Origin of the sequence: Mesonia sp. K7 (assembly GCF_003233725.1) — a bacterium.
In the GTDB taxonomy this organism is placed as follows: domain Bacteria; phylum Bacteroidota; class Bacteroidia; order Flavobacteriales; family Flavobacteriaceae; genus Mesonia.
Genome location: NZ_QKQV01000015.1, coordinates 1 through 23,069, shown reverse-complemented (window position 1 = coordinate 23,069; position 23,069 = coordinate 1). Strand labels below are relative to the sequence as shown.

22 protein-coding genes are annotated in these 23,069 nt (G+C 35.9%); 10 read left to right on the top strand and 12 right to left on the bottom strand.

Annotated elements, in window-relative coordinates; translation table 11 throughout:
• The first annotated feature begins 28 nt into the window (after nucleotides 1-28).
• Nucleotides 29-1,201 (top strand): GlmU family protein, encoded by a 1,173-nt coding sequence (locus tag DNG35_RS10500; RefSeq protein ID WP_111128913.1) that lies wholly within the window; start codon nucleotides 29-31, stop codon nucleotides 1,199-1,201.
• 245 nt (nucleotides 1,202-1,446) lie between these two features.
• Complete coding sequence (locus DNG35_RS10495) at nucleotides 1,447-4,515, top strand: T9SS type A sorting domain-containing protein (protein ID WP_158524893.1); 3,069 nt, start codon at nucleotides 1,447-1,449, stop codon at nucleotides 4,513-4,515.
• A 60-nt stretch (nucleotides 4,516-4,575) separates the two neighbouring features.
• On the opposite strand, the gene purB is transcribed toward DNG35_RS10495, so the two are convergent.
• The 4 genes from purB to DNG35_RS10475 are packed head-to-tail and all read right to left on the bottom strand — an operon-like array spanning nucleotide 4,576 to nucleotide 8,055.
• On the bottom strand, nucleotides 4,576-5,913 hold the full coding sequence (purB, locus tag DNG35_RS10490; protein ID WP_111128909.1) for an adenylosuccinate lyase: 1,338 nt from the start codon (nucleotides 5,911-5,913) through the stop codon (nucleotides 4,576-4,578).
• A gap of 59 nt (nucleotides 5,914-5,972) precedes the next feature.
• Nucleotides 5,973-6,524 carry an adenylosuccinate lyase gene (locus DNG35_RS10485; protein WP_111128907.1) on the bottom strand — a complete coding sequence of 184 codons (552 nt, stop codon included), beginning with the start codon at nucleotides 6,522-6,524 and terminating at the stop codon, nucleotides 5,973-5,975.
• Nucleotides 6,517-7,200: an NAD-dependent deacylase gene (locus DNG35_RS10480; RefSeq protein ID WP_111128905.1), complete on the bottom strand. Its 684-nt coding sequence runs from the start codon at nucleotides 7,198-7,200 to the stop codon at nucleotides 6,517-6,519. The genes DNG35_RS10485 and DNG35_RS10480 overlap by 8 nt, the downstream gene beginning before the upstream one ends.
• A 3-nt stretch (nucleotides 7,201-7,203) precedes the next feature.
• Entirely contained in the window at nucleotides 7,204-8,055 is an 852-nt protein-coding gene (locus DNG35_RS10475; RefSeq protein ID WP_111128903.1) for a metallophosphoesterase, read from the bottom strand.
• A 59-nt stretch (nucleotides 8,056-8,114) separates the two neighbouring features.
• On the opposite strand from DNG35_RS10475, the gene DNG35_RS10470 reads away from it, so the two are divergent.
• From DNG35_RS10470 to DNG35_RS10460, 3 genes are all read left to right on the top strand, one after another.
• Nucleotides 8,115-8,771: an RNA methyltransferase gene (locus DNG35_RS10470; protein WP_111128901.1), complete on the top strand. Its 657-nt coding sequence runs from the start codon at nucleotides 8,115-8,117 to the stop codon at nucleotides 8,769-8,771.
• A 350-nt stretch (nucleotides 8,772-9,121) separates the two neighbouring features.
• Complete coding sequence (locus tag DNG35_RS10465; protein WP_111128899.1) at nucleotides 9,122-9,358, top strand: hypothetical protein; 237 nt, start codon at nucleotides 9,122-9,124, stop codon at nucleotides 9,356-9,358.
• Between the two features lie 85 nt (nucleotides 9,359-9,443).
• Complete coding sequence (locus DNG35_RS10460; RefSeq protein WP_111128897.1) at nucleotides 9,444-9,866, top strand: hypothetical protein; 423 nt, start codon at nucleotides 9,444-9,446, stop codon at nucleotides 9,864-9,866.
• A 54-nt stretch (nucleotides 9,867-9,920) separates the two neighbouring features.
• On the opposite strand, the gene DNG35_RS10455 is transcribed toward DNG35_RS10460, so the two are convergent.
• The 4 genes from DNG35_RS10455 to rlmH form a co-directional block, all read right to left on the bottom strand.
• The gene (locus tag DNG35_RS10455; RefSeq protein WP_111128895.1) at nucleotides 9,921-10,688 is read right to left on the bottom strand and encodes a carboxypeptidase-like regulatory domain-containing protein; all 768 of its coding nucleotides are present in this window, start codon (nucleotides 10,686-10,688) and stop codon (nucleotides 9,921-9,923) included.
• A gap of 29 nt (nucleotides 10,689-10,717) precedes the next feature.
• Entirely contained in the window at nucleotides 10,718-12,475 is a 1,758-nt protein-coding gene (locus DNG35_RS10450; protein WP_111128893.1) for a DEAD/DEAH box helicase, read from the bottom strand.
• 85 nt (nucleotides 12,476-12,560) lie between these two features.
• Nucleotides 12,561-13,133, bottom strand: a complete 573-nt coding sequence (locus tag DNG35_RS10445) for a non-canonical purine NTP diphosphatase (protein WP_111128971.1) — start codon at nucleotides 13,131-13,133, stop codon at nucleotides 12,561-12,563.
• A 1-nt stretch (nucleotide 13,134) separates the two neighbouring features.
• Nucleotides 13,135-13,608 carry a 23S rRNA (pseudouridine(1915)-N(3))-methyltransferase RlmH gene (rlmH, locus tag DNG35_RS10440; protein WP_111128891.1) on the bottom strand — a complete coding sequence of 158 codons (474 nt, stop codon included), beginning with the start codon at nucleotides 13,606-13,608 and terminating at the stop codon, nucleotides 13,135-13,137.
• A 70-nt stretch (nucleotides 13,609-13,678) separates the two neighbouring features.
• Here rlmH and nadC point away from each other — a divergent pair, with 70 nt between their 5' ends.
• The 4 genes from nadC to mazG all read left to right on the top strand — a co-directional run bounded on the left by nadC (nucleotide 13,679) and on the right by mazG (nucleotide 16,915).
• Nucleotides 13,679-14,539: a carboxylating nicotinate-nucleotide diphosphorylase gene (nadC, locus tag DNG35_RS10435; RefSeq protein WP_111128889.1), complete on the top strand. Its 861-nt coding sequence runs from the start codon at nucleotides 13,679-13,681 to the stop codon at nucleotides 14,537-14,539.
• The gene (locus tag DNG35_RS10430; RefSeq protein ID WP_111128887.1) at nucleotides 14,539-15,456 is read left to right on the top strand and encodes a YihY/virulence factor BrkB family protein; all 918 of its coding nucleotides are present in this window, start codon (nucleotides 14,539-14,541) and stop codon (nucleotides 15,454-15,456) included. Before nadC ends, DNG35_RS10430 begins: the two co-directional genes overlap by 1 nt.
• Nucleotides 15,457-15,484: 28 nt before the next feature.
• Nucleotides 15,485-16,045 (top strand): chalcone isomerase family protein, encoded by a 561-nt coding sequence (locus DNG35_RS10425; RefSeq protein ID WP_111128885.1) that lies wholly within the window; start codon nucleotides 15,485-15,487, stop codon nucleotides 16,043-16,045.
• A 96-nt stretch (nucleotides 16,046-16,141) separates the two neighbouring features.
• On the top strand, nucleotides 16,142-16,915 hold the full coding sequence (gene mazG, locus DNG35_RS10420) for a nucleoside triphosphate pyrophosphohydrolase (RefSeq protein WP_111128882.1): 774 nt from the start codon (nucleotides 16,142-16,144) through the stop codon (nucleotides 16,913-16,915).
• Between the two features lie 13 nt (nucleotides 16,916-16,928).
• Here the strand turns inward: mazG and DNG35_RS10415 are convergent, their stop codons facing one another.
• Entirely contained in the window at nucleotides 16,929-18,368 is a 1,440-nt protein-coding gene (locus DNG35_RS10415; RefSeq protein ID WP_111128879.1) for an L-serine ammonia-lyase, read from the bottom strand.
• A 163-nt stretch (nucleotides 18,369-18,531) separates the two neighbouring features.
• Here DNG35_RS10415 and dnaK point away from each other — a divergent pair, with 163 nt between their 5' ends.
• Nucleotides 18,532-20,439 (top strand): molecular chaperone DnaK, encoded by a 1,908-nt coding sequence (gene dnaK, locus DNG35_RS10410; RefSeq protein ID WP_111128877.1) that lies wholly within the window; start codon nucleotides 18,532-18,534, stop codon nucleotides 20,437-20,439.
• 50 nt (nucleotides 20,440-20,489) lie between these two features.
• Here the strand turns inward: dnaK and DNG35_RS10405 are convergent, their stop codons facing one another.
• From DNG35_RS10405 to DNG35_RS10395, 3 genes are all read right to left on the bottom strand, one after another.
• A complete protein-coding gene (locus tag DNG35_RS10405; protein ID WP_111128875.1) occupies nucleotides 20,490-21,215 on the bottom strand; it encodes a DUF4369 domain-containing protein in 726 nt (241 codons plus the stop codon).
• Nucleotides 21,216-21,229: 14 nt separating this feature from the next.
• Entirely contained in the window at nucleotides 21,230-22,489 is a 1,260-nt protein-coding gene (locus DNG35_RS10400) for a DUF819 domain-containing protein (RefSeq protein WP_111128873.1), read from the bottom strand.
• Nucleotides 22,490-22,555: 66 nt separating this feature from the next.
• Nucleotides 22,556-22,903, bottom strand: coding sequence for a MauE/DoxX family redox-associated membrane protein (locus tag DNG35_RS10395; RefSeq protein WP_111128871.1), 348 nt, complete (start codon nucleotides 22,901-22,903; stop codon nucleotides 22,556-22,558).
• Nucleotides 22,904-23,069 lie beyond the last annotated feature (166 nt).

Sequence of the window (23,069 nt, the reverse complement as noted above, 5' to 3'; positions counted from 1 at the left end):
GTCGTATTTTCGATAAAAATTTTCAAAAATGAACTACATTTTATTCGACGGAAACACAAGAAACAGTTTGTTACCGTTTACCTATACCAGACCAGTTGCCGACATTAGAATTGGTATTTTAACCATCCGTGAGAAGTGGGAGAGATATCTCAATTCAACCACCACAACGATTACCGAAGATTACTTGTCTGAAAAATGGCCCATGGTAGAAATGGAAGAAAATGTGTTAATTAACGCCTCGGTTTGTCCACACGAGAGTTTGGTAGAACAAATACAAACTTTAGATTTTAATCAAGTGCTGGTTTTTGAAGAAGAATATATTGCTTTCAAAGCAGAGGAAGATATCGAAGTTAATTTAGAAGATTTTGAACAAATAGAATTAAAAGAAGCTCCTTTAAAAATCAATCATACTTGGGATATTTTTTCTAAAAATCACGAAGCAATACAACAAGATTTTGAATTGTTGACCAAAGATAGAACATCACAGCCTATTCCAGATTTTGTGCATTGTGTGCATAAAGAAAACATTTTTGTAGAAGAAGGAGCAAAAATCAATTTCTGTACACTTAATGCAAGTGAAGGTCCTATTTACATCGGAAAAGATGCCGAAGTGATGGAAATGGCTGCTATTCGTGGACCATTTGCATTATGTGAAAGTTCATCCATAAAAATGGGAGCAAAAATTTACACCGGCACTACGATTGGTCCGCATAGTAAAGTTGGTGGAGAAGTCAATAATTCTGTCATTTTTGGCTATTCCAATAAAGGTCACGATGGTTTTCTGGGGAATTCTGTTTTGGGTGAATGGTGTAATATCGGTGCAGACAGTAATAACTCGAACCTGAAAAATAATTATGCAGAAGTGCGACTTTGGGATTACCAAACCGAAAGATTTGCACCAACAGGGTTACAATTTTGCGGTTTGATGATGGGCGATCATTCTAAATGCGGGATCAATACCATGTTCAATACAGGAACTGTGGTAGGAGTTAGTGCCAATATTTTTGGAGCAGGTTTTCCGCGTAATTTTATACCAAGTTTTAGTTGGGGAGGAAGCAGTGGAACCACGACTTACCAAACGAGAAAAGCTTTTGAAGTAGCCGAAAAAGTGATGCAACGCCGTAAAGTGGATTTTACCGAAGAAGAAAAAGCAATTTTAGAACATGTTTTTGAAATCACGGATAAATATAGAAGAACTTAAGTGAAACCTCGAAAATTAGGATTCAAGATATATACAGAAAAATAGGTATGTGAGATGGAAAACCTTGATTGAGCAAAGTGAGAATACGAGACTTGTAATAATAAGGGTTGTTATCTTATAGTTTGGTGAGAATTTGTCAAAATAATTTAATTTTTTTTGTAAATAATTCAATTTTAAGGTAGGAGAATTAGCGGTGTAGTTGTTTTAGTAATGAATAACCTTATTTAAACTAAAAAACTTATATGATGAAAAACTACGTCTTTCTTTTTTGTAGCTTCTTATTTATTTTCCATTCATATGCTCAGTGTTTACCATTACCAGTATCGGTAAACAGCAGTATATGTTATGATGAACCATATTTGATTTCAGATCAAAGTGTAGCAACGCAACTGACCGTTAAAGATGGAAACAATAATAATGTTTCCGTAGTTTGGTCTACACCAAACAATTTATGGCTCGACGCAAATATGACAACATCTTATAATGGCGGAGCGGTCACAGAAGTCTATTTTATGGGTGAAGATTCTTTTGAACAATATAATTACCAAGCGAATTATAATTTACCTGGATGTTCACAAGTGATAACTTCCTATATTTATATTTACACAGAAGGTGTTTTTTATGAGTCTTGTGACGTTAGCCAACAAACCTTAGCGGATATTACTTTTTTAAATTATTCCAATGGCCAAATTTCATTTTATAGTGATCAGGCAGGCACAATCCCAGTAACAGCAAATACATCAATTTCTTTTCATGATACTTTTTATGTTACTTTTGGTAATAACTGTAGCTTAATACCATTAAAAGTAAAACATCAGACAGATTCTCCTGAAGTTGAGGCAATAGAAAAATTTTGCTCTCAAGCTACCTGGCAAGCTGCAGGTTTCAATAAGCAAGGAGATAATTTAAATGAAGTACACGTTGTAGGAGAAAATATTACTTGGTATAGTGATGCGGCTGGAACACAAGTGATTTCAGATCCAAGCGCAGTAACTTTAAGTGATAACGATACTTATTATGTTTCTCAAACGGTAAATGGTTGTGAGAGCGAATTGATACCCGTAAATATGTTGGAAACCACCTGTGGGTGTATTAAAAACCCAGAAATAGAAGCAAATGGTAATCAAACTGCTGATTTTGATTATACATTTCATTCTGAAAATTATGGATTCCAGACTGTTGCGTCTTGTGATGAGAATTTTGATTATACTACTGCTACAAATTTATACACGAGTGTTTTGGGTACAAATGACGATACTACGGTAAATGTTTCCCTAACAGGTCAAGGAGATATAGCTGAATTAGCTAACTATAATATATATATGTCGAGAACAACACCGTATGCATATAGTGAAAACGCAATACGTTTAAATGACTATCAAGGAAATATAGGTAAAACCACATTAGTAAAAGAGTTTATTGCTGGGGAAGTTTTTTCTTTTGATTTTGCTTTTATTGGTAGTCTTAATACAAACCACATGTTAAGTGAACAACCTTCAATTTTGGTTAAAGTTTTTGACGATAATGATAAAATGATAATCAGTGAATGTATTTTACCAAATGTCTGTCAGACCAGTTTTAGTGAGTGGTCATGTGCAAAATTTAATACAGAAGCATACCAGGGTAAGGGTCTTACTGTTGAAGTAATGGTTACCGATTGTGGTTTGGCTGGACATTATGGTACTTTGTATATGGATAATCTATATGTAGGAGAAGATAACTCAAGTAGTTGTACAAATACAGTTTTTGGGGACGTAAATTTAGATGCAGTGACACAAGCAGGTAGTTCTTATGAAAATTGTTCATTACTTAGTCCTATTGGTACTGGATTGAATTGCTCTACAATAGCGTCTGTAGTAAATCCTACTTATCCATTAACTGTTTGTGGAACTTATACTGTCCCTACTGGAGCTACCTTACAAAATATTGCACTTAATTTTACTTCTACTAACAATGTTACCTACAGTACAAATAATGTAGTTGTTACCTCACCAGGAAGTTTTTGCGTAACGCTCAGTCAAGGAGATATTCCCAATGCCTATGGTACTATTTTTATAGAGGCAGAAGCCGAATTTTCTAAACAGTGTAACTCTATAAATGGAAGTTTAAATGTGAATTTAAACACAGAAGCATTTAAAAACTGCCCAGTGGCCGCATGCCCTACAACGGTTTTTACATGTTCGACAAGTTCACCAGCGGTATACGATCTAACGGCTAAGGAGATAGAAATACTGGCTAATATACCTATAGCAAACCAAGGAGACTATAGCATAACATATTATACAGATCAAAGTGGTGCAGAAAATGAAGACCCTAACTTTCTGATCGCAAACCCAACTAGTTATACACCTGCAAGCGCACCAAGTTTAGCTTATGCGCGATTAGATTACAACTATATAGCTCTAGGAATAAGTCCTATCGCAAATTGCTATGATTTGGTAGCCTTAAATTTTGGAATACATCCAATGTTTAATATTGCTACTCCTATTGAGGTAGAAGTTTGTGATGATGATGGCGATGGTTTTTACCAATTTGACTTAAGCATTCCTACAGCACAAATCACTGCTAATTATCCGATGATAGATGTATATTACTTTGAAACAATGGCAGATGCACAAGCAGAAGTTAATGCTTTACCCACCATGTATACCAATGTGGTGGCTTACACGCAAACCATTTATGTAAAACTGAAAGATACCTACGCAGGTTGCGAAAATATTGTTCCGGTCAACTTGATCATAGATGTACCAGAATTATTATCGGCTATTAACCCAATTCCAACAGATCAAGAAAACAATGTGATTGTAAATGCAAATGGTTCAAATCTGGAAGTTGATTTGTCTTGGGAATCAGGCTCAAATTATTGTATAGATGATGAAATGTTTGATTTGATGATGGGAGCATCTCTTTCACAATTAAATCTGGTTCAGGCAGATATTACTGCAACAACTTTTACGGTTCAAGTAAATGCCAATACGACTTATTACTGGCAAGTAATTCCAAAAAGTTCACAAACAACTTTAGGCAATACAGCTCCAGTTTGGGAATTTACTACTCAAAGTTTAATTACAGATAGCCAAGTATTTTCAAACTTAGTTTATTATACCAATAACAATCGGTTTTATGTAAAAACCAGTGAAAATACTATCGAGCAACTCACCTTCTTTAATTTACAGGGAAAAAGAATTATGAGTTTCCCAGGAAATCAGTCTTCTGAAATGGTAGTAGATTTAGCTCAACTTTCGAGTAGTGTTTATTTGGCACAAATAAAAGTAGAAGGAAACTACAAAACAGTTAAGCTTATAAAACAGTAATTTTTTTCGAATTGTTTAAATAAAAAAGGAGGTTGAATTTTCCAGCCTCCTTTTTGTTTTCTAGATCCCCGTATAGTTTTGCGGGGTAATTACTTTCAATTCTTTTTTGATGTCTTCATTGACGTCTAAAGTTTCAATAAAATCTGCGATACTTACAGCGGTTATTTTTTCGTTGGTACGTGTGAGACCTTTTAGAGCTTCATAAGGCTTTGGGTAGCCTTCTCTTCTTAAGATCGTTTGGATCGCTTCGGCAACTACTGCCCAATTATCTTCGAGGTCTTGGTGTAATTTACTTTCGTTAAGCAATAATTTGTTTAAGCCTTTTAAGGTAGAAGTTAGACCAATTATAGTATGGCCGATGGGAACTCCAATATTCCTCAAAACCGTACTGTCGGTCAAGTCTCGTTGTAAACGGCTTATGGGCAATTTGGCAGAAAGATGTTCAAAAATAGCATTGGCAATACCCAGATTTCCTTCTGAGTTTTCAAAATCTATCGGGTTGACTTTATGTGGCATTGCTGATGAACCTATTTCTCCTTCTTTGATTTTCTGTTTGAAATAATCGATAGAAATATAACTCCAAAAATCACGGTTAAGGTCTATTAAGATGGTATTGATGCGTTTTAGAGCATCAAAACAAGCAGCCATATAATCGTAATGTTCGATTTGTGTGGTTGGGAAAGAATGTTTTAAACCCAAATCCTTTTCCACGAAAGTGGTACCAAATGCCTTCCAGTCTCTGTCAGGGTAAGCCACTTTGTGCGCATTAAAATTACCTGTCGCACCACCAAATTTAGCGGCAGCGGGTGTATTTTTTAAAATTTGTAACTGTTCTTCGATACGAACTACGAAAACCTCAATTTCTTTACCTAGTCGAGTAGGAGAAGCGGGCTGACCGTGAGTTCTTGCCAACATCGGAATATCTTTCCAGTTTTCGGCAAGTTCTTTTAACTTATCAATTAAGTTTTGAATTTCTGGGTAGTAAACTTCCTCTAGGGCTTCTTTTAAACTTAACGGAACTGCCGTGTTGTTGATGTCTTGTGAGGTCAATCCAAAATGGATAAACTCTTTCGACTCATCTAAACCTAGAGCATCAAACTTTTCCTTGATAAAATATTCAACCGCCTTAACGTCGTGATTGGTTACTTTTTCGGTTTCTTTTACTGCCAAAGCATCATCTGTCGAGAAGTCTTGGTATATGGCTCGTAACTGATTGAAAATATTGGAATCTATATTTTTAAGTTGCGGTAAATCATGTTTAATCAATGCGATAAAATACTCGATTTCAACTTTTACGCGATATTTTATTAAAGCTTCTTCGCTAAAATAATTTGCCAATTTTTTGGTTTTGCTGTGATACCTTCCGTCTATAGGGGAAATTGCCTGTAAAGCAGTCATAAATTTTGTTTTCAAAATTAAACGGCAAAGATACGGCTTATCACTTTTTCAAAAAAACCTTAAGATATTTTATTTATAATCTTTTTGGCGCGTGCTTTATAACCAGCACTTCCGTGGAAAAAATTACGCTCTAGGATTTCTTTTAGTTCTGGATGAATCCAAGCAAATTCTTTTCCGAGGAGATATAAAGTTTGCATGGCGTGAGCTTGAGGAGCTATTTTTTGGTCAGTAATCATCCAATCAAAACAAATGTTGGTCATTTTTTCTTTTTGAATTTCATTTAATGGAAACTCAAGTGTGTGCTTGTGATGAGCGATCATCACCACTTCAAAGATTTTTGCCAATGGTCTAATGACACCATCAAATTTGGCGTCTTTTGCAATTTCAATTACCTCATCGAGATGAGGAAAAATAACAATCAGTTCTTTTAAAGCCAGTATTTCAATAGCTCTAGCAGCTTTTGGTGCAAGTTGGGCATTGCCTGCTTTCGCAATTTCTAAAGTTTTCTTGATTAAAGATTCATTTTCATAAAGTTTTTGGGCGAATAGGTGTCGATTGGTTTTGTTGGTGTTGATGCGAAGTAAAGCTTCGATGTGTTCTTGTTTATTCATGACTCAATAATTCTTCAACTAAAGCAGGAACGCCAATTGTTGCTTTTTCGGCAATCACTTTTACCTGATGATTACTTTGCATGGCAGGTTTTGGGTCGATAAAATAGATTTGGCATTGGCGTGAAGCGAAATCGACCAACCCAGCCGCGGGGTAAACTTGCATCGAAGTGCCTATAATCAATAAAATATCGGCTTTTTCAACAATTTCTGCAGCGATGGGTAGCATCGGAACTGCTTCACCAAACCAAACGATATGTGGTCTTAATTGATGCTGATTTGCACATAAATCACCAAGCATAATATCTTCTTTCCAATCTATAACCGAGTTTTCATTTGCAGTACTTCTTGCTTTTAGTAGCTCACCATGCAGATGAATTACATTTTTGCTGCCCGCACGTTCGTGTAAATCATCTACGTTTTGCGTGATAGTATGTACGTTGTATTTTTCTTCCAGTTGTTGAAGTGCCAAATGTGCTGCATTGGGTTTTACTTCGAGTAGTTGTCGTCTGCGTTGGTTATAGAAATCGAGTACCAAAGTTGGGTTTTGCTCAAAACCTTGAGGCGAAGCCACTTCGTAAATATCGTGACCTTCCCAAAGTCCGTTTTCGTCACGAAAAGTTTTGAGTCCGCTTTCAGCACTAATTCCTGCTCCGGTTAATACCACAATGTTTTTCATAAATTAAACGAAATCTTGTTTTTGTAATTCGAAAATAGTGATTTCAGGCCTCACGTTAAACCTTACTTGCCACAAGTGACCTAAAGCACGATTGATATAAAGCGTTCTTCCATCCTCTAAATTAATAATTCCTGAAGTGTATTTTTTATTTTTCACAGGGACAATTGGTGGAGGTAAAAAAGGAGATTTAAACTGTCCGCCATGGGTATGTCCAGACAAAATCCAACCTTTATGATTTTTCCAAACATCTATATCACAAACATCAGGATTGTGACATAGAACAATATTGGCTTTGGTTTCATCATAATCTTTCATCACTTTTTCAGGCTTAAAATTTAATCCCCAATAATCATCAAATCCTATAATGTTTAATCCGTTTATTTGTTCTTGCTTGTTATTCAAAACAGTTATTCCAGCTTCTTCTAATAGTTCTGTTATTTTATTTGCTACTTCTTGTTGAGACCAATTGTGCCCGTAATCGTGATTGCCTAAAATGCCTAGTGTTCCTAATTTACCGCGTACAGCATATTTTAAAACTTCTGATAATTGGCTAAGTTGTGCTTTATCTTCATAACTTATATAATCACCCGTATAAACCACAAAATCTGGATTGAGCTGTTGGGCTCTTTTAAATGAATCTATGATGTATTGATAATCAAACCTGTTTCCTATGTGAATATCACTAATCTGCATTAAGGTTTTACCTACTAAATGATCTGGAAGATTTTTGACAGGCATTTTAAGCTTAACAAACTCTAACCAGAATGGTTCTATTTGCCATGAGTAAACACTAGAAATTAACCCCAAACCAAGAGTTCCTAATAAGCTATTTTTAATAAATTTTTTTCTATGCACAAATTTGGGTTTACTATAAATTCTGTTTAGAAAATAAACTTAATTATTATTTTTGGTTTATGGTAAATTTAGAACTACTAAATTATTTAGAGTCGTACTTGACCGATAGACGAAGAACATTATTCAAAAAAGTTTTGGCAGAACGCACCAATCATTTTACGGTTGCTACCGAAGATGTTTACCAATTGCATAATACAAGTGCAGTTATTAGAAGTTGTGATGTATTTGGGATACAAAATGTTCATATCATCGAAGAAAGAAACTTGCGTAAAATAGACCGTGAAATTGCGATGGGTTCGCAGAAATGGGTGACAATCAATCGTTACCATACTGTAAAGGACAGCATCAAAACCTTAAAGCAAAAAGGCTATCGTATTGTGGCAACAACACCTCATGAGAACGCACAGTTTATCGAGGATTTTGATGTGACAAAACCTGCTGCTTTTTTCTTTGGAAAAGAGAGTGAGGGACTTTCGGAAGAAGTTTTTGACGAAGCCGACGAATTTTTAAAAATACCCATGGTAGGTTTTACCGAAAGTTTAAACATTTCTGTCTGTGCAGCGATTATACTGCAATCGGTGACCACAAAACTGAAAAAATCAACGATAGATTGGAAACTTTCTGAAAAAGAATTACTCAAAACACGTTACCAATGGGCAAGAAACTCAATAAAAAGTAGTGATAAGATTATTAAGCGGTTTTTGGAGAAAGATTAATCATTTAAAATGAACTTCTTGTTTTTATGATTTTACCTATATTGCCCAAAATTAACTTTTAACATAAATAAAATGAAACACTTAAAACTTTTTACCTTATTACGCTTGTATGTTTTTTAGTCTCAGCTTGTAGTTCTGATGATACTTCCGATGATGATGGAGGTCAACAGTCAAATTGTGGAACTATTGCAGATCAAACTGCTGAGGGAAATTTTAGGGGTGAAGACTTTACAGTTCAAGGAGGTGCTTACACCTATCAATTTGAAGAGTACTATTGCCAAATCTTTATTTTTGAGCAAACAGGAGGTAGTTGTTTTTTCCCTGAGTTTGAAGAAGGAAACAAAAAGATATTGTTTAGATTACCAAACCTTGACCCGCAAACTGTAAACTTTTCGGATGTAAGCGGTAGTCAGACCCTTAATTTTAATAGTGTAGTAGGGACTACAACAGAAGTAGAATTGGCTACTTGCGGTAAACTAGAAATTCTTTCGAGTACAGATACAACAGTAAGCGGACGAGTGATTGCTGAAGGGCAACAAGGTAGTTCTATAAACGGGAATTTTACCTTGACACTTTGTGAAAATTAAAATTTACATAATTTATTGATTGAGAAAAGGCTTGAAATTTCTTATTAGGATTTTGAGCCTTTTTATTTTCTTAAACATTTATTTTATGAAAAATACAAAAACTATAATATTGCGTAAGTCGTTATTTTTAATTACAAACATGATTGAGAATATCGAATCTCTTCATAATGTAGATGAATTCTTAAAAATACACGGAAGAAATTTGAAAATGTTGGCAGTTCTAGCTGAAGAGAGAAATTCAGATTTTATTCAAAAGAAAATATTAGAGTATCCTAGTATTACTAAAACGGAACTAGAGTATTACATTGCTGATGTAAAAGGAGAGAAAAGTTTATTGACGGTTGTAGCAGGACCTGTAGTGGGTTTTCTGGTAAACATTATTAGCACAAAAGGAAAGTCTTTAGGAGTAATAAAAAATAAATTAAAGACGATTAAAGAGATAAATGTCATGATGGACAGAGTAGTAGAAGATCCAATTTTTGAAGAAGTTTATTTAAAAACAATATAGAAAATTACAAATTCTGTAAAAGGAAAACGTTTTTATATTTATAACAATTTAAACTCAATCCCTATTCAGTACCCGATATTCTTCATAACAGCTACTCAACGCATCCAAAATCTGTAAATCGTTGGCGGTTTGTATAAACTGTTTGGAGTAGTTGCATTTCGATAAAATCTCATCCAAATCTACTTTATCAACTTGTAAAACAGCCACTAGAGTTTCTCGGTTATACTTTTGCTGAAGCAGATTTCTAATTTCATCATCCTCTTTCATCTGGCGCAGTTTTTTCATCTGCCGAGGTTTTTTTCCAAAAGTATTGTACAACAAATCAACCGGATTAAAAATAGCAGACATCGTTCTGGAGAAAGCTCCGGGTTTTCTGTCACCTGCTTCTACGCCAATATCCAACCCAGAAATGCTGTAACGCGAGTTGTCGTAAATCGGAATGTTTTTGGCGTCAATTTCAAGGTAGCCCGTAAGCTTTAGCGGAGTGACCACTACTTCTTCGAGCGCAATTCCGATTTCGGTCATTTTAACCTTCACATCACCATACTTGGTCCAGTCATTGGTTACCCGTACTTGTATCGATTTAAACCCCAGGTAAGAAAAATATAAGGTATCATTGATTCTCGCTTGCAATTCAAAATTCCCTTTTTCTCCAGAAACCGTTCCTTTAACGGTGTTGAGGTTGACGATATGCACATCTTTCAAGGGCAAATCATTAGCTGCATTCAAGACAAAACCCTTGATGGTTTGCAGCTCTTCTTCTTGCGAAAAAGCTGCAAATCCGATGAAAAAAATAAAAAAGCTGACTAAAAATTTCTTCATTTGGGGCAATGCTCAAGGGTTTAAAGATATTATTTTTTCTTTTTACGGCGGTTAATCGAACTCTTGATATTCGCCTTTCTGCTACTTTTTCCTTTGTTAGAGTCTCTTCTCTTTGCGTTAGACTTGGTTTTAAAACTTTCGTTGGATTTTCTTCCGCCTTTTTTTCTGTCTCTTCTTTTTCTCGAGCCACCGCCAGTTTTACCTTTGGTTACCTCTACATTTACCTGTCTTCCTTGGTATTCGTAATCTTCAAATACTTTTAAAACTTTATCGGTTTGGCTTTCATCGACATTAAAAAACGAAAAACTTGCTTTGACATCTACTTTATTTACAGCATCACGACCTAAATCCAGTTCTGCCTTAAGCAAATCTTTTAAGCTCATCCAGCTAAAGCCGTCTTTAGAACCTACATTGATAAAGAATCTTGTGCTTCCGCTATCATCACTATAATCGCCAGAATGCGAAGAACTTTCAATTTTGTTGGCTCCTTTATAATAGTTGTGAAACCTTGTAAATTCTACACTAAACAATTTTTTAATCAATTCCTCTTTATCGAAATCCTCCAACATATTTTCAATCTGCGGAAGGTATTGATCGATATCATGATTGACTTCAGTGTTTTTGATGCTTTTTGCTAAATGCAATAATTGTACCTGACAGATCTCTTCACCACTCGGAATTTCTTTTTGTGTAAAAGATTTATTGATGATTTTTTCGATCTGTTTTATTTTTCGCTGTTCACTTTTGGTAATGATGACCATCGAAATCCCGTGTTTTCCAGCTCTTCCCGTTCTTCCGCTTCGGTGTGTGTAGGTTTCTACTTCGTCAGGCAACTGGTAATTGATCACGTGGGTAATATCATCGACATCAATTCCGCGGGCAGCGACATCGGTAGCTACCAACATTTGTATTTGGCGTGTTCTAAAACTTTTCATCACCAAATCACGTTGGTTTTGGCTTAAATCACCATGCAAAGCACTTGCGTTATAACCGTCTTCGATGAGTTTTTCGGCCACTTTTTGGGTGTCTCTTTTGGTGCGACAAAAAATCACCGAAAAAATATCGGGATGCGCATCTGCCAAACGTTTTAAAGCGTTGTAGCGATCTCGGCCATTGACCGTATAATATTCGTGAACAACATTTTTAGAACCTTCATTTTTTGAGCCTACCGTAATTTCGATAGGTTTTTTCATAAACTCTTTAGCAATAGACGCCACTTCTTTGGGCATTGTTGCAGAAAAGAGCCATGTTTTTTTGTTTTTGTTGGAATGTGAAAGAATATCGGTAATATCTTCGTAAAAACCCATATTCAACATTTCGTCGGCTTCATCGAGCACACAATACTTGATTTCGCTAATGTTTATCATTTTACGACCCAACATATCTTTCATTCTTCCTGGAGTAGCGACAATAATTTGCGCACCTCGTTTGATTTGTCTTTCTTGTTCGGTAATGCTTGCGCCACCGTAAACCGCCACTACATTCAACGATTTCTCATACTTTCCGTAAAGTTGCAGTTCGTTGGTGATTTGCAAGCAAAGTTCGCGCGTAGGCGATAAAATAAGGGCTTGGGTTTGTTTACTTTCGGTATCTATCTTCTGGATAATCGGAAAACCAAAGGCAGCGGTTTTTCCAGTTCCGGTTTGGGCAAGTGCCACCAAATCGGTTTCGTTTTCTAACAAAATGGGGATGGCTTGTTGCTGTACCTCACTCGGATTTTCAAATCCTAAATCTAAAATAGCGTTTAATAATTTAGGACTTAAACCTAACTGCTCAAAATTATTCATATATCTTTAAAATAAGTCGGCAAAGGTACGTAATAGTTTGTTGATAGCGTGATAATTAATCACTTATTATTTTTACCTCAAAAAGTTATTTTTTAAAGTGGTTAAGAAATTTAGCAAAAGCTTTTTTCCGATGACTAAATTGGTTTTTTTCTTCCAGTGTCATTTCCGCAAAGGTTTTGTTTTCTCCTTCTGGCACAAAAATAGGGTCGTAGCCAAAACCGTTTTCCCCTTTTTGGTTTTTGATGATATTCCCTTCACAAATTCCCGTAAAGAGTTGTTGCTCTTTATTGGTCACATAGGCAATCACGGTTTTAAAATTGGCTCGGGTGTTTCTTTCGTTGGCTAATTTTTGCAAAACCTTATCGATATTGGCTTGGTCGTTTTTTGGTTCACCGGCATACCGAGCAGAATAAACGCCTGGTTCACCGTTAAGCGCGTCAATTTCTAACCCAGAATCATCGGCAAAACAGTCATAACCATAATTTTCTTTGATGTAGTTGGCTTTGAGTAAGGCATTTCCTTCTATGGTATTTTCGGTTTCGGCGATATCTTCGTGACAATTGATATCTTCGAGTGACATCACTTCAAAATTTGCAGGAAGCAATGATTTGATTTCTTTAAGTTTATTAAGATTATGGGTTGCAAAGACCAGTTTGATTTTATTCATGGTGATAAGGTTCGTTTTTTAAAATGGTAAAAGCGCGGTATAATTGTTCGACAAAAAAGAGGCGAATCATCTGGTGCGAAAAGGTCATTTCGCTTAAAGCGATTTTTTGCTTGGCACGTTGGTAAACTACTTCTGAAAAACCGTAAGGTCCGCCAATGACAAAAACGAGCTCTTTCATCCCCGTGTTGAGTTGTTTTTGGATAAATTGAGAAAATTTCACGGAAGTAAAACTTTTTCCTTTTTCGTCTAATAGAATCAGGGTAGAAGACGTGTTGATTTTGCTTAAAATCAATTCGCCTTCTTTTATTTTTTGGGTGTTTTGATCGAGATTTTTGGTGTTTTTGAGGTCAGGTAAAATTTCAAACTCAAAACGACAATAGTGCGAAAGACGTTTTACGTAATCTTCAATCAGGCTTTTTAAGGCTTTATGGTCTGTTTTACCGACAGCAAGGAGTTTGATTTGCATGAATTGTAAATAAATTGACTGATATTTCTATAAAAATTATACTTTAGTGTAAGAAATATATACGAAAATAATGATTACTCAAGAACAATTCGATAAAGAAATAAAAATAATCATACAAAATGCCATTCGTGAAGATGTGGGCGATGGGGATCACAGTTCGTTGGCTTGCATTCCAGCGGAAGCGAAGGGAAAAGCAAAACTACTCGTAAAAGAAGCGGGCATCATCGCTGGGATAGAATTTGCCCAAAAAGTCTTCACTTACGTGGATAAAAATTTACAGGTAGAAACCTTGCTCAACGAAGGTGATACCGTAAAGTATGGCGATATCGTTTTTTATGTTTCGGGAAGTAGCCAATCGATTTTAAAAGCAGAGCGGTTGGTACTCAATGCCATGCAACGTATGAGTGCAATTGCTACCAAGGCTAACGAATTTGCTAAATTGTTGGAAGGTACCAAAACCAAAGTGCTGGATACTCGTAAAACCACTCCTGGAATTAGAGCTCTAGAAAAATGGGCAGTAAAAATAGGAGGAGGCGAAAACCATCGTTTTGCGCTCTATGATATGGTGATGCTCAAAGATAACCATATCGATTTTGCCGGTGGAATTACTAAAGCGATTGAAAAAACTCAAAATTATTTGAAGGAAAACAATTTAGATTTAAAAATAATTGTAGAAGCTAGAAATCTTGATGAAATTAGGGAAATACTGCAAAGTGATGGCATTCACAGAATCCTAATCGATAATTTTACACCTGAACAAACACGGGAAGCAGTAAAGCTTATTGGTAACCAATGTCAAACCGAATCGAGTGGAGGAATCACTTTAGAAAGAGCAAGGAGTTATGCAGAATGCGGGGTAGATTATATCTCGAGTGGTGCTTTAACACATTCGGTTTCCAATTTAGATTTAAGCCTAAAAGCGGTTGATTAATGGCTAAAACCAGAAAAAATAAAACTTCTTTTAAACGCTTTTTAGTCAAATTAAGACAAAAAGCACAAAGCTGGAAGCTACCAGGTTTAGAAGGTTTGTCTTTTTTCGATTTGATCAAATTATATGCCGTAGGAATTGTCGAAGGCACATTTTCTACAAGAGCGAGTTCGATTGCCTATAGTTTTTTTGTAGCGATTTTTCCGTTTTTGTTATTTATGCTTAACCTGATTCCATTCGTTTGGTTTATCGATGACTTTCAGTTAAAAGTCATGCTTTTTATTGAATCTTTTTTGCCACCACAGACCTCATATATTGGAGGGATTTTTAGAGATATCGTTGCTACACCAAGAGCGGGCTTACTTTCTTTTGTGTTTTTCTTATCGATGTTTTTGATGGCAAATGGAGTAAATGCAATTTTCACAGGCTTTGAGTTTTCTTACCACACATACATCAACAGATCTATCATACGGCAATATTTAGTAGCACTTGGTGTGTCACTCATTATTACGGCAATGCTCTTCGTTTCGGTTATCCTCATTTTCTATTTTACCTATATCATAGAAGACCTAAAAAATATTGGCATATTTTCTGATACTATAACATGGGTGAACATAGGAAGATATGTCGTTTTTATTATGATGATATTCAATTCGGTTTGTGTTTTATACTATTTTGGAACAAAAGAAGGGAAAGAATCGAGATATTTTTCTGTAGGAGCAATATTTACGACATTATTGATTTTATTGACTTCGTTTTTATTTTCGATTTACATCGAAAATTTCAGTCAGTACAACGAGCTTTACGGATCGATAGGGGCACTTTTAATATTCTTGTTATATATTTGGTTAAATGCAAATATTTTACTGTTGGGGTTTGAATTAAATGCAACCTTATATCGATTGAAACAAAAAAATTAATATCTTAGAACATCAAATTATGAAGATTATGAAAAAATTAGCAATGATGATTGCCTTGATAGGAATGATACCTTTTTCCTACGGGCAGACTAAAGTAGGTGACGTTACTTTACCAAATTCATTAACTTTCGGAAAGCACAAAATGGATTTGAACGGAGCAGGAATGCGCGAAAAGTTTTGGATAGACTTATACGCTGCAGGCTTGTATTTAACCACAAAAACTTCAAACGCAGATGAAGTGATAAACAGCGATCAGGCCATGGCAGTTCGTTTACAAATTGTATCAGGTATGGTGACCAGCGAAAAGATGACAGATGCCGTATTGGAAGGATTAGAGAAATCTACCAAGGGCAATATTGAACCAATTCGAAATGAACTCAACAAGTTCCTGGCGTTTTTTGAAGAAGAAATAAAAAAGGGAGACGTATTTGATATCACTTATCAACCAGGTAGAGGGACCGTTGCTTATAAAAATGGTAAAGAAGAAGGTGTGATCGAAGGGATGGAGTTTAAAAAAGCACTTTTCGGAATTTGGTTTTGTCCAAAACCAGCCGACGATGACCTCAAAGAAGATATGTTAGGTAAATAATTCCACTTAAAGCGAAATAAAACAAAAATCCGAGACTAGAGTTTCGGATTTTTTTATACAAAGCCATTACCTTTGTGGTGTCAAAATCATAAATTTATGAATACTCGCCAGCAACAATTACAAGCTTTTGATCGCTTACTTACCATTATGGATGAATTGCGGGAAAAATGCCCGTGGGACAGAAAGCAAACCTTACAAAGTTTACGTCATCTTACCATAGAAGAAACCTACGAACTGGGAGATGCCATTCTTGATAATGACTTAGAAGAAGTGAAAAAAGAATTGGGAGATTTGTTGTTGCACATTGTGTTTTATGCCAAAATAGGAAGCGAAACCCAAAATTTTGATGTAGCAGATGTTGCCAATAGTATTTGTGACAAACTCATAGATAGGCATCCGCACATTTATGGCGATGTGGTTGTGGCTGATGAAGAAGAAGTGAAACAAAATTGGGAAAAGTTAAAACTCAAAGAAGGGAAGAAAAGTGTATTGCAGGGTGTGCCGAGATCACTACCGGCAATGGTAAAAGCCAATAGGATACAAGATAAAGTGGCTGGCGTTGGTTTTGATTGGGAAGAGCCACACCAAGTTTTTGAAAAAGTAAAAGAAGAGCTTTTAGAATTAGATGCCGAAATAAAAAACGGTCATCAAGAAAATATCGAAAATGAGTTTGGCGATGTATTGTTCAGCATGATCAACTACGCTCGATTCTTAAAAGTCAATCCAGAAAATGCTTTAGAGAAAACCAACAAAAAGTTCATCAAACGTTTTCAGTATTTAGAGCAAAAATCACAAGAAATCAATAAGCCACTAAGTGAAATGACCCTCACAGAAATGGATATTTTTTGGGAGGAGGCAAAGAGGTATTAAAGATTTGACTAATTTAGCAATCACTCATATTCACTTGAACAGCTAAGCCGCCTTCAGAAGTTTCTTTGTACTTGGTGTTCATGTCTTTAGCAGTTTCCCACATGGTTTCAATAACTTTATCCAAAGGGACTTTAACTTTAGTAACGTCAGTTTCTAAAGCTATTTCTGCAGCATTGATGGCCTTGATAGCTCCCATCGCATTTCTTTCGATACAAGGTACCTGCACCAAACCAGCAATAGGGTCACAGGTTAAACCTAAATGGTGTTCCATGGCGATTTCGCTAGCAACTAAAATTTGCTCTACAGAACCGCCTAACAAATGGGCTAATCCGCCGGCAGCCATAGCAGAAGAAACTCCTATTTCTGCTTGGCAACCTCCCATCGCAGCAGAAATCGTAGCCCCTTTTTTAAAGAGACTTCCTATAATTCCGGCAACAAGCATAAACTCTTTAAGCTCTTTAAAACCCGCATTGTGATTTTCGATGGTCATATAATACAACATCACCGCAGGAACTGTTCCTGCGCTTCCGTTAGTTGGAGCGGTAACTACTCTTCCTAAAGCGGCATTCACTTCGTTTACACTTATACCAAAACAACTTACCCACTTTAAAATCTGTCTAAATTTTACTTCCGTATTCCTGATGGCGTCAATCCATTCTTCAGGGTTATTATAAGCTTGTTGGCTATTTGCCATTAAGTTATCATGCATTCCTTTGGCGCGGCGTTGTACTTTCAGCCCACCAGGTAAAATACCATCAGTGTGACAACCTTCGTAAGCCGATTCTAACATAACTTGCCAAATAGCTTTGAGTCCGTTATCGATTTCTTCATCGGTGCGAAGTGTTCGTTCATTTTCCAGGACTATTTCGGGAATCGATTTATCGTTTTCCAAACAAAATTCTACCAAATCAGTTGCTTTTTCTATGCTGTAAGGAAACGATTGAAAAGCTTTGTTTTTCTTTTTGGCATTTTTTCTTTCTTCTTTTACCACAAAACCACCACCAATAGAATAGAAAGTAGAAGAGGTGGTTTTTCCGTCATTTAACAGTGCTTTAAATTTAATTCCATTCGGATGAAAAGGTAAAAACTTTTTATGGAAGGTAATATCTTCTTGAAAATCAAACTTGACCTCCTTTTCTTGATTGAGGTGAAGTTTATTTTCGTTTTTAATGTAATCTATTGTACTGTCGATAATCGAAACATCAAACGTAACAGGGTCAAAACCGCACAGGCCTAATACTGAAGCAATATCGGTGGCGTGACCTTTTCCTGTAAGGGAAAGCGAACCGTAAAGGTCTACTTTTAAACCAACAATCGTCTCAAAACGACTAGTACCTTTGAGCTCGTCAATCCATCGTAAAGCAGCTTTCCAAGGTCCTAAAGTATGCGAACTGGAAGGCCCAACTCCAATTTTGAGCATATCAAAAACACTAATCATTTCTTTATTATCCATACAGAAGCAATTTTACACAAATATCTAAGAAAAATCGGGATATCTCTACAAGACATAATTTATTTTTCGTAAATAATTCTGACAACCTGTCATATTCATTCTACTGGCACAATCATTGACTATTTCTAATCGAAAATAAAAAAATAAAAACAAAATATAAATTATGAGTAAGATTATAGGTATAGATTTAGGAACAACCAACTCTTGTGTTTCTGTGATGGAAGGAAACGAGCCTGTAGTAATTCCAAACGCCGAAGGAAAACGCACAACGCCTTCTGTAGTAGCATTTGTAGAAGGTGGCGAAATGAAAGTTGGTGATCCTGCAAAAAGACAAGCAGTAACCAATCCGCAAAAGACGATTTCGTCTATCAAAAGATTTATGGGGAACAAATTCTCTGAATCTGAAAGAGAAGCAGGTAGAGTTGCTTACAAAGTGGTAAAAGGAGACAACGACACGCCAAGAGTAGATATCGATGGACGTTTATATACACCACAAGAAATTTCGGCAATGATTCTTCAGAAAATGAAGAAAACAGCAGAAGATTATTTAGGTCAAGATGTGACAGAGGCGGTGATTACCGTTCCTGCATATTTTAACGATTCTCAGCGTCAAGCAACCAAAGAAGCTGGTGAAATTGCTGGTTTGAAGGTAAGAAGAATTATCAACGAGCCAACTGCAGCAGCTTTGGCTTATGGTTTGGATAAGAAAAGTCAAGACCAAAAGATTGTCGTGTTTGACTTTGGTGGTGGTACACACGACGTTTCTATCTTAGAATTAGGAGATGGTGTGTTTGAAGTTTTAGCTACCGATGGTGATACGCATTTGGGTGGTGACGATGTCGATGAGAAAATCATCGATTGGTTAGCAGAAGAGTTTAAAGGAGAAGAGGATATCGATTTAAGAAAAGATCCTTTAGCTTTACAACGTCTAAAAGAAGCTGCTGAAAAAGCAAAAATCGAGTTGTCATCTTCTACCAATACAGAAATTAACTTGCCGTATATCACAGCGACGGCAACAGGGCCAAAACACTTGGTGCGTTCTTTATCAAGAGCAAAATTTGAGCAATTGATAGCTGATTTGGTAAAAAGAACGATTGCTCCTTGTGAAAAAGCACTAAAAGCTGCCGGATTGAGTAAAAGTGATATCGACGAGGTGATTTTAGTAGGAGGTTCTACACGTATTCCTGCAGTGCAAGAAGCGGTAGAGAAATTCTTCAATAAAAAACCGAGTAAAGGTGTAAATCCAGATGAGGTAGTTTCGCTTGGAGCTGCAATTCAAGGGGGTGTTTTAACCGGTGATGTTAAAGATGTATTGTTGTTGGATGTAACACCACTTTCGTTAGGAATTGAAACCATGGGTGGTGTAAATACCAAACTGATTGAAGCAAATACAACAATTCCTACCAAGAAATCACAGATTTTCTCGACAGCGGCAGACAATCAGCCTTCGGTAGAAATACACGTGTTGCAAGGAGAACGTCCGATGGCGGCAGATAACAAAACGATTGGTAGATTCCACTTAGATGGTATTCCGCCAGCACAAAGAGGAACGCCGCAAATTGAAGTGACTTTTGATATCGATGCCAACGGAATCATTAAAGTAAGCGCTACAGACAAAGCAACAGGAAAATCCCAGGATATCAGAATTGAAGCTTCTTCCGGTTTAACCGAAGAAGAAATCAACAAAATGAAAGCTGAAGCGGAAGCAAATGCAGACGCAGATAAAAAAGCAAAAGAAAAAGTTGATAAGCTTAATGAAGCTGATGCGATGATTTTCCAAACCGAAAAGCAACTAAAAGAGTTTGGAGATAAGCTTTCTGACGATAAGAAAAAACCAGTAGAAGATGCTTTAGAAGAATTGAAAAAAGCATACGAAACCAAGGAAATAGAAAAGATTGAACCAGCTTTGGAAAAGCTAAACGAAACTTGGAAAACAGTTTCTGAAGAAATGTATAAAGCTCAAGCCGATGCACAACAAGCAGGAGCAAATGGGCAAGATGCAGGTCAATCTTCAGGAGATAGCAAAGAAGGAAATGATGTCGAAGACGTCGATTTCGAAGAAGTGAAGTAAGATCACTTTATCCTATAAACAAAAAAGCTCGGAAATTTTCCGAGCTTTTTTTATTCACTTACTTTTTCGTCTAATTTATGGAGCTTTTTCTGCTCTTTTATTAAATCTTTTAATTCTTTACCGTATTTAGATTTCTGAATGTTCTTATCTAAAGATTTATAAACGGTATCTAAATATTTGATGTTTGCATCAAAAACTTCCGAAAGAATAATAAAAGGGGCAACTTCTTTGTCTTTGTGCTGGATCGCAAAATTTACCGAATATAAATACTTGCGACGAAGGTTGTTTTCGTACTTTTTTTCAACCGCTAAAATACTATCTTCACTACCAGATTTCTGAGCATCGAAATTTTCCTTAAACAAATCGAGATTTGCATCGTTAAAGCGTCTCATCATTTTAGTGTATTCTTCTAAAAGCTCTTGATTTTTTGACCCTGTGATTTTAGCGTTTTGTGTAAAATTATCAACTTTAGAGTTGATGGTCATCATTCCGCTTTCAGCGAAAAAGCTAATCACATCGTCATTGCGCTGACCATCTATTTTGTCGAGGTATAAAAACATGAGTTCGGGCTCTTTGATATAGGCTTCTAACGTATAGTTTTCATCGCCATAAACATCAATAGAGTCTATGTCTACCAAAGCTGTATCGACCACTTTTTGAAGGAAAAGTTTTCCTTTTTTCAAACCTTTGATATTTCCGGAAACGGTAAGATTTACTTCTTTATGTTGACAAGCAACCACCGAGAAAATCGCTATTGCGACAAGTATTTTTTTCATTTTAAATTGAATTTTTAAGAAGCCATTTCCATTAAAACGGCACAAAGATAAGCGGCCCAAGTTCCGACCACATAACCCAAAACGGCTAATAGCACGCCAACCGTCGCCAATGACGGGTGAAAAGCTGCTGCAACAACTGGTGCAGAAGCGGCTCCACCAACGTTCGCTTGGCTGCCAACTGCTAAGAAAAAGTAAGGAGCTTTGATGAGTTTGGCAACCACTATTAATAAAATTGCATGAATGCTCATCCAGACCAAACCAATTGCAATTAAACCAGGATTGTCAAAAATCATTAATAAGTCCATTTTCATACCAATAGTAGCGACCAAAATATAGATAAATATACTACCTATTTTACTTGCGCCAGCACCTTCATAATTTCTGGCTTTTGTAAACGAAAGGATAATTCCGATAAAGGTTGCAATGGTAATCATCCAGAAGAAAGTAGAGGTGAAAGATGAAAAAGCAGAGCTCTTGTCGTTAAAAATCTCAAAGTTATTTTGTAAAAATAGAGAGATTTCATCGGCACTAAAATGAGCAATCCCTACGGCACCAAAAGCCAGTCCTAGCATCACCATGTAATCGGATAAAGTTGGGTTTTTGGTAATACTTTCTGTAAAGTTGATTACTTTTTGTTTTAATTCTGATATGGCAGAAGAATCTGCTTTAAGCCATTTGTCTATTTTATTGGTTTTGTCAATACCCATTAAAATAATGGCCATCCAAATATTAGCAACTACGATATCAACGAATACCATTCCGCCGTATTTTTCAGGGTTGTATTTAAAAATTTCCAGCATCGCTGCTTGATTAGCTCCGCCACCAATCCAACTTCCAGCGAGTGTAGCAAGACCTCTCCATATTGCATCTGGACCAGCACCACCAACTGTTTCAGGAGAAAAAACAGAAATCAATAATATGGCTAAAGGTCCACCAATAATAATTCCTACGGTTCCTGTAAAAAACATTATTAGGGCTTTTGGCCCAAGGTTGTAAACTGCTTTTAAGTCGATGCTAAGTGTCATCAAAACTAACGATGCAGGAAGCAAATACCTACTTGCTACAAAGTATAATTGTGATTCTTCCGCATTAAAAACTCCCAAAGTGCTTAGAATAGCAGGAAGTAAATAGCACATCAATAAAGCAGGTATGATTTTGTAGAATTTATACCAAAACCCAGATTTTTGAGATGAGGTGAAGAAAACCAATGCCAATAAAAGCATTAGAATTCCAAAAACAATAGCGTCGTTTGTAATTAAAGCAGATTTATCCATCAAAAAGTTTTCGCAAATATAATTACTTTATTATTTCTTGAAATTTTAATTTCAAATGAAATCATTTTAGAGGTAACTATACGCCCAATAGATTAGCACAAACTGTAATAGAAGTCTTAATGTTAAGACCCATTTTGGTATCCCTAAGCCAGCTTTTTTAGAAGTCAACATGTTTACATGTACTATAAAGAAAATAAATAGCATAAATATTATTCCGTAAAGGGCAAGTTTCTGAGTTGCTGTAAAAAACAAACCAATGCCTAAAACAATTTCAGCTATTCCTGATAATAAAACCAATGTTTTATGATAAGGAAGGAATCTGGGCATGATACGGGTGTAAAACTTAGGGTTTATAAAATGATAGATTCCAGCAAGCATATATAAAACAGCCATTACGATAAAATGCCAAGACATAGATAGATTTTTTTGTTTTTGTAAATATCTGAAATTTAAACCGATAAATCTTAAATTTAATTTTTTGTAAAATTATTTTTAAATAAGTCTTGCCGAATTAAAAAAGAGTTATACATTTGCACTCGCAAAACGGGAAAGAGTTTTGAAAAGGTATGGTCTGGTGTCC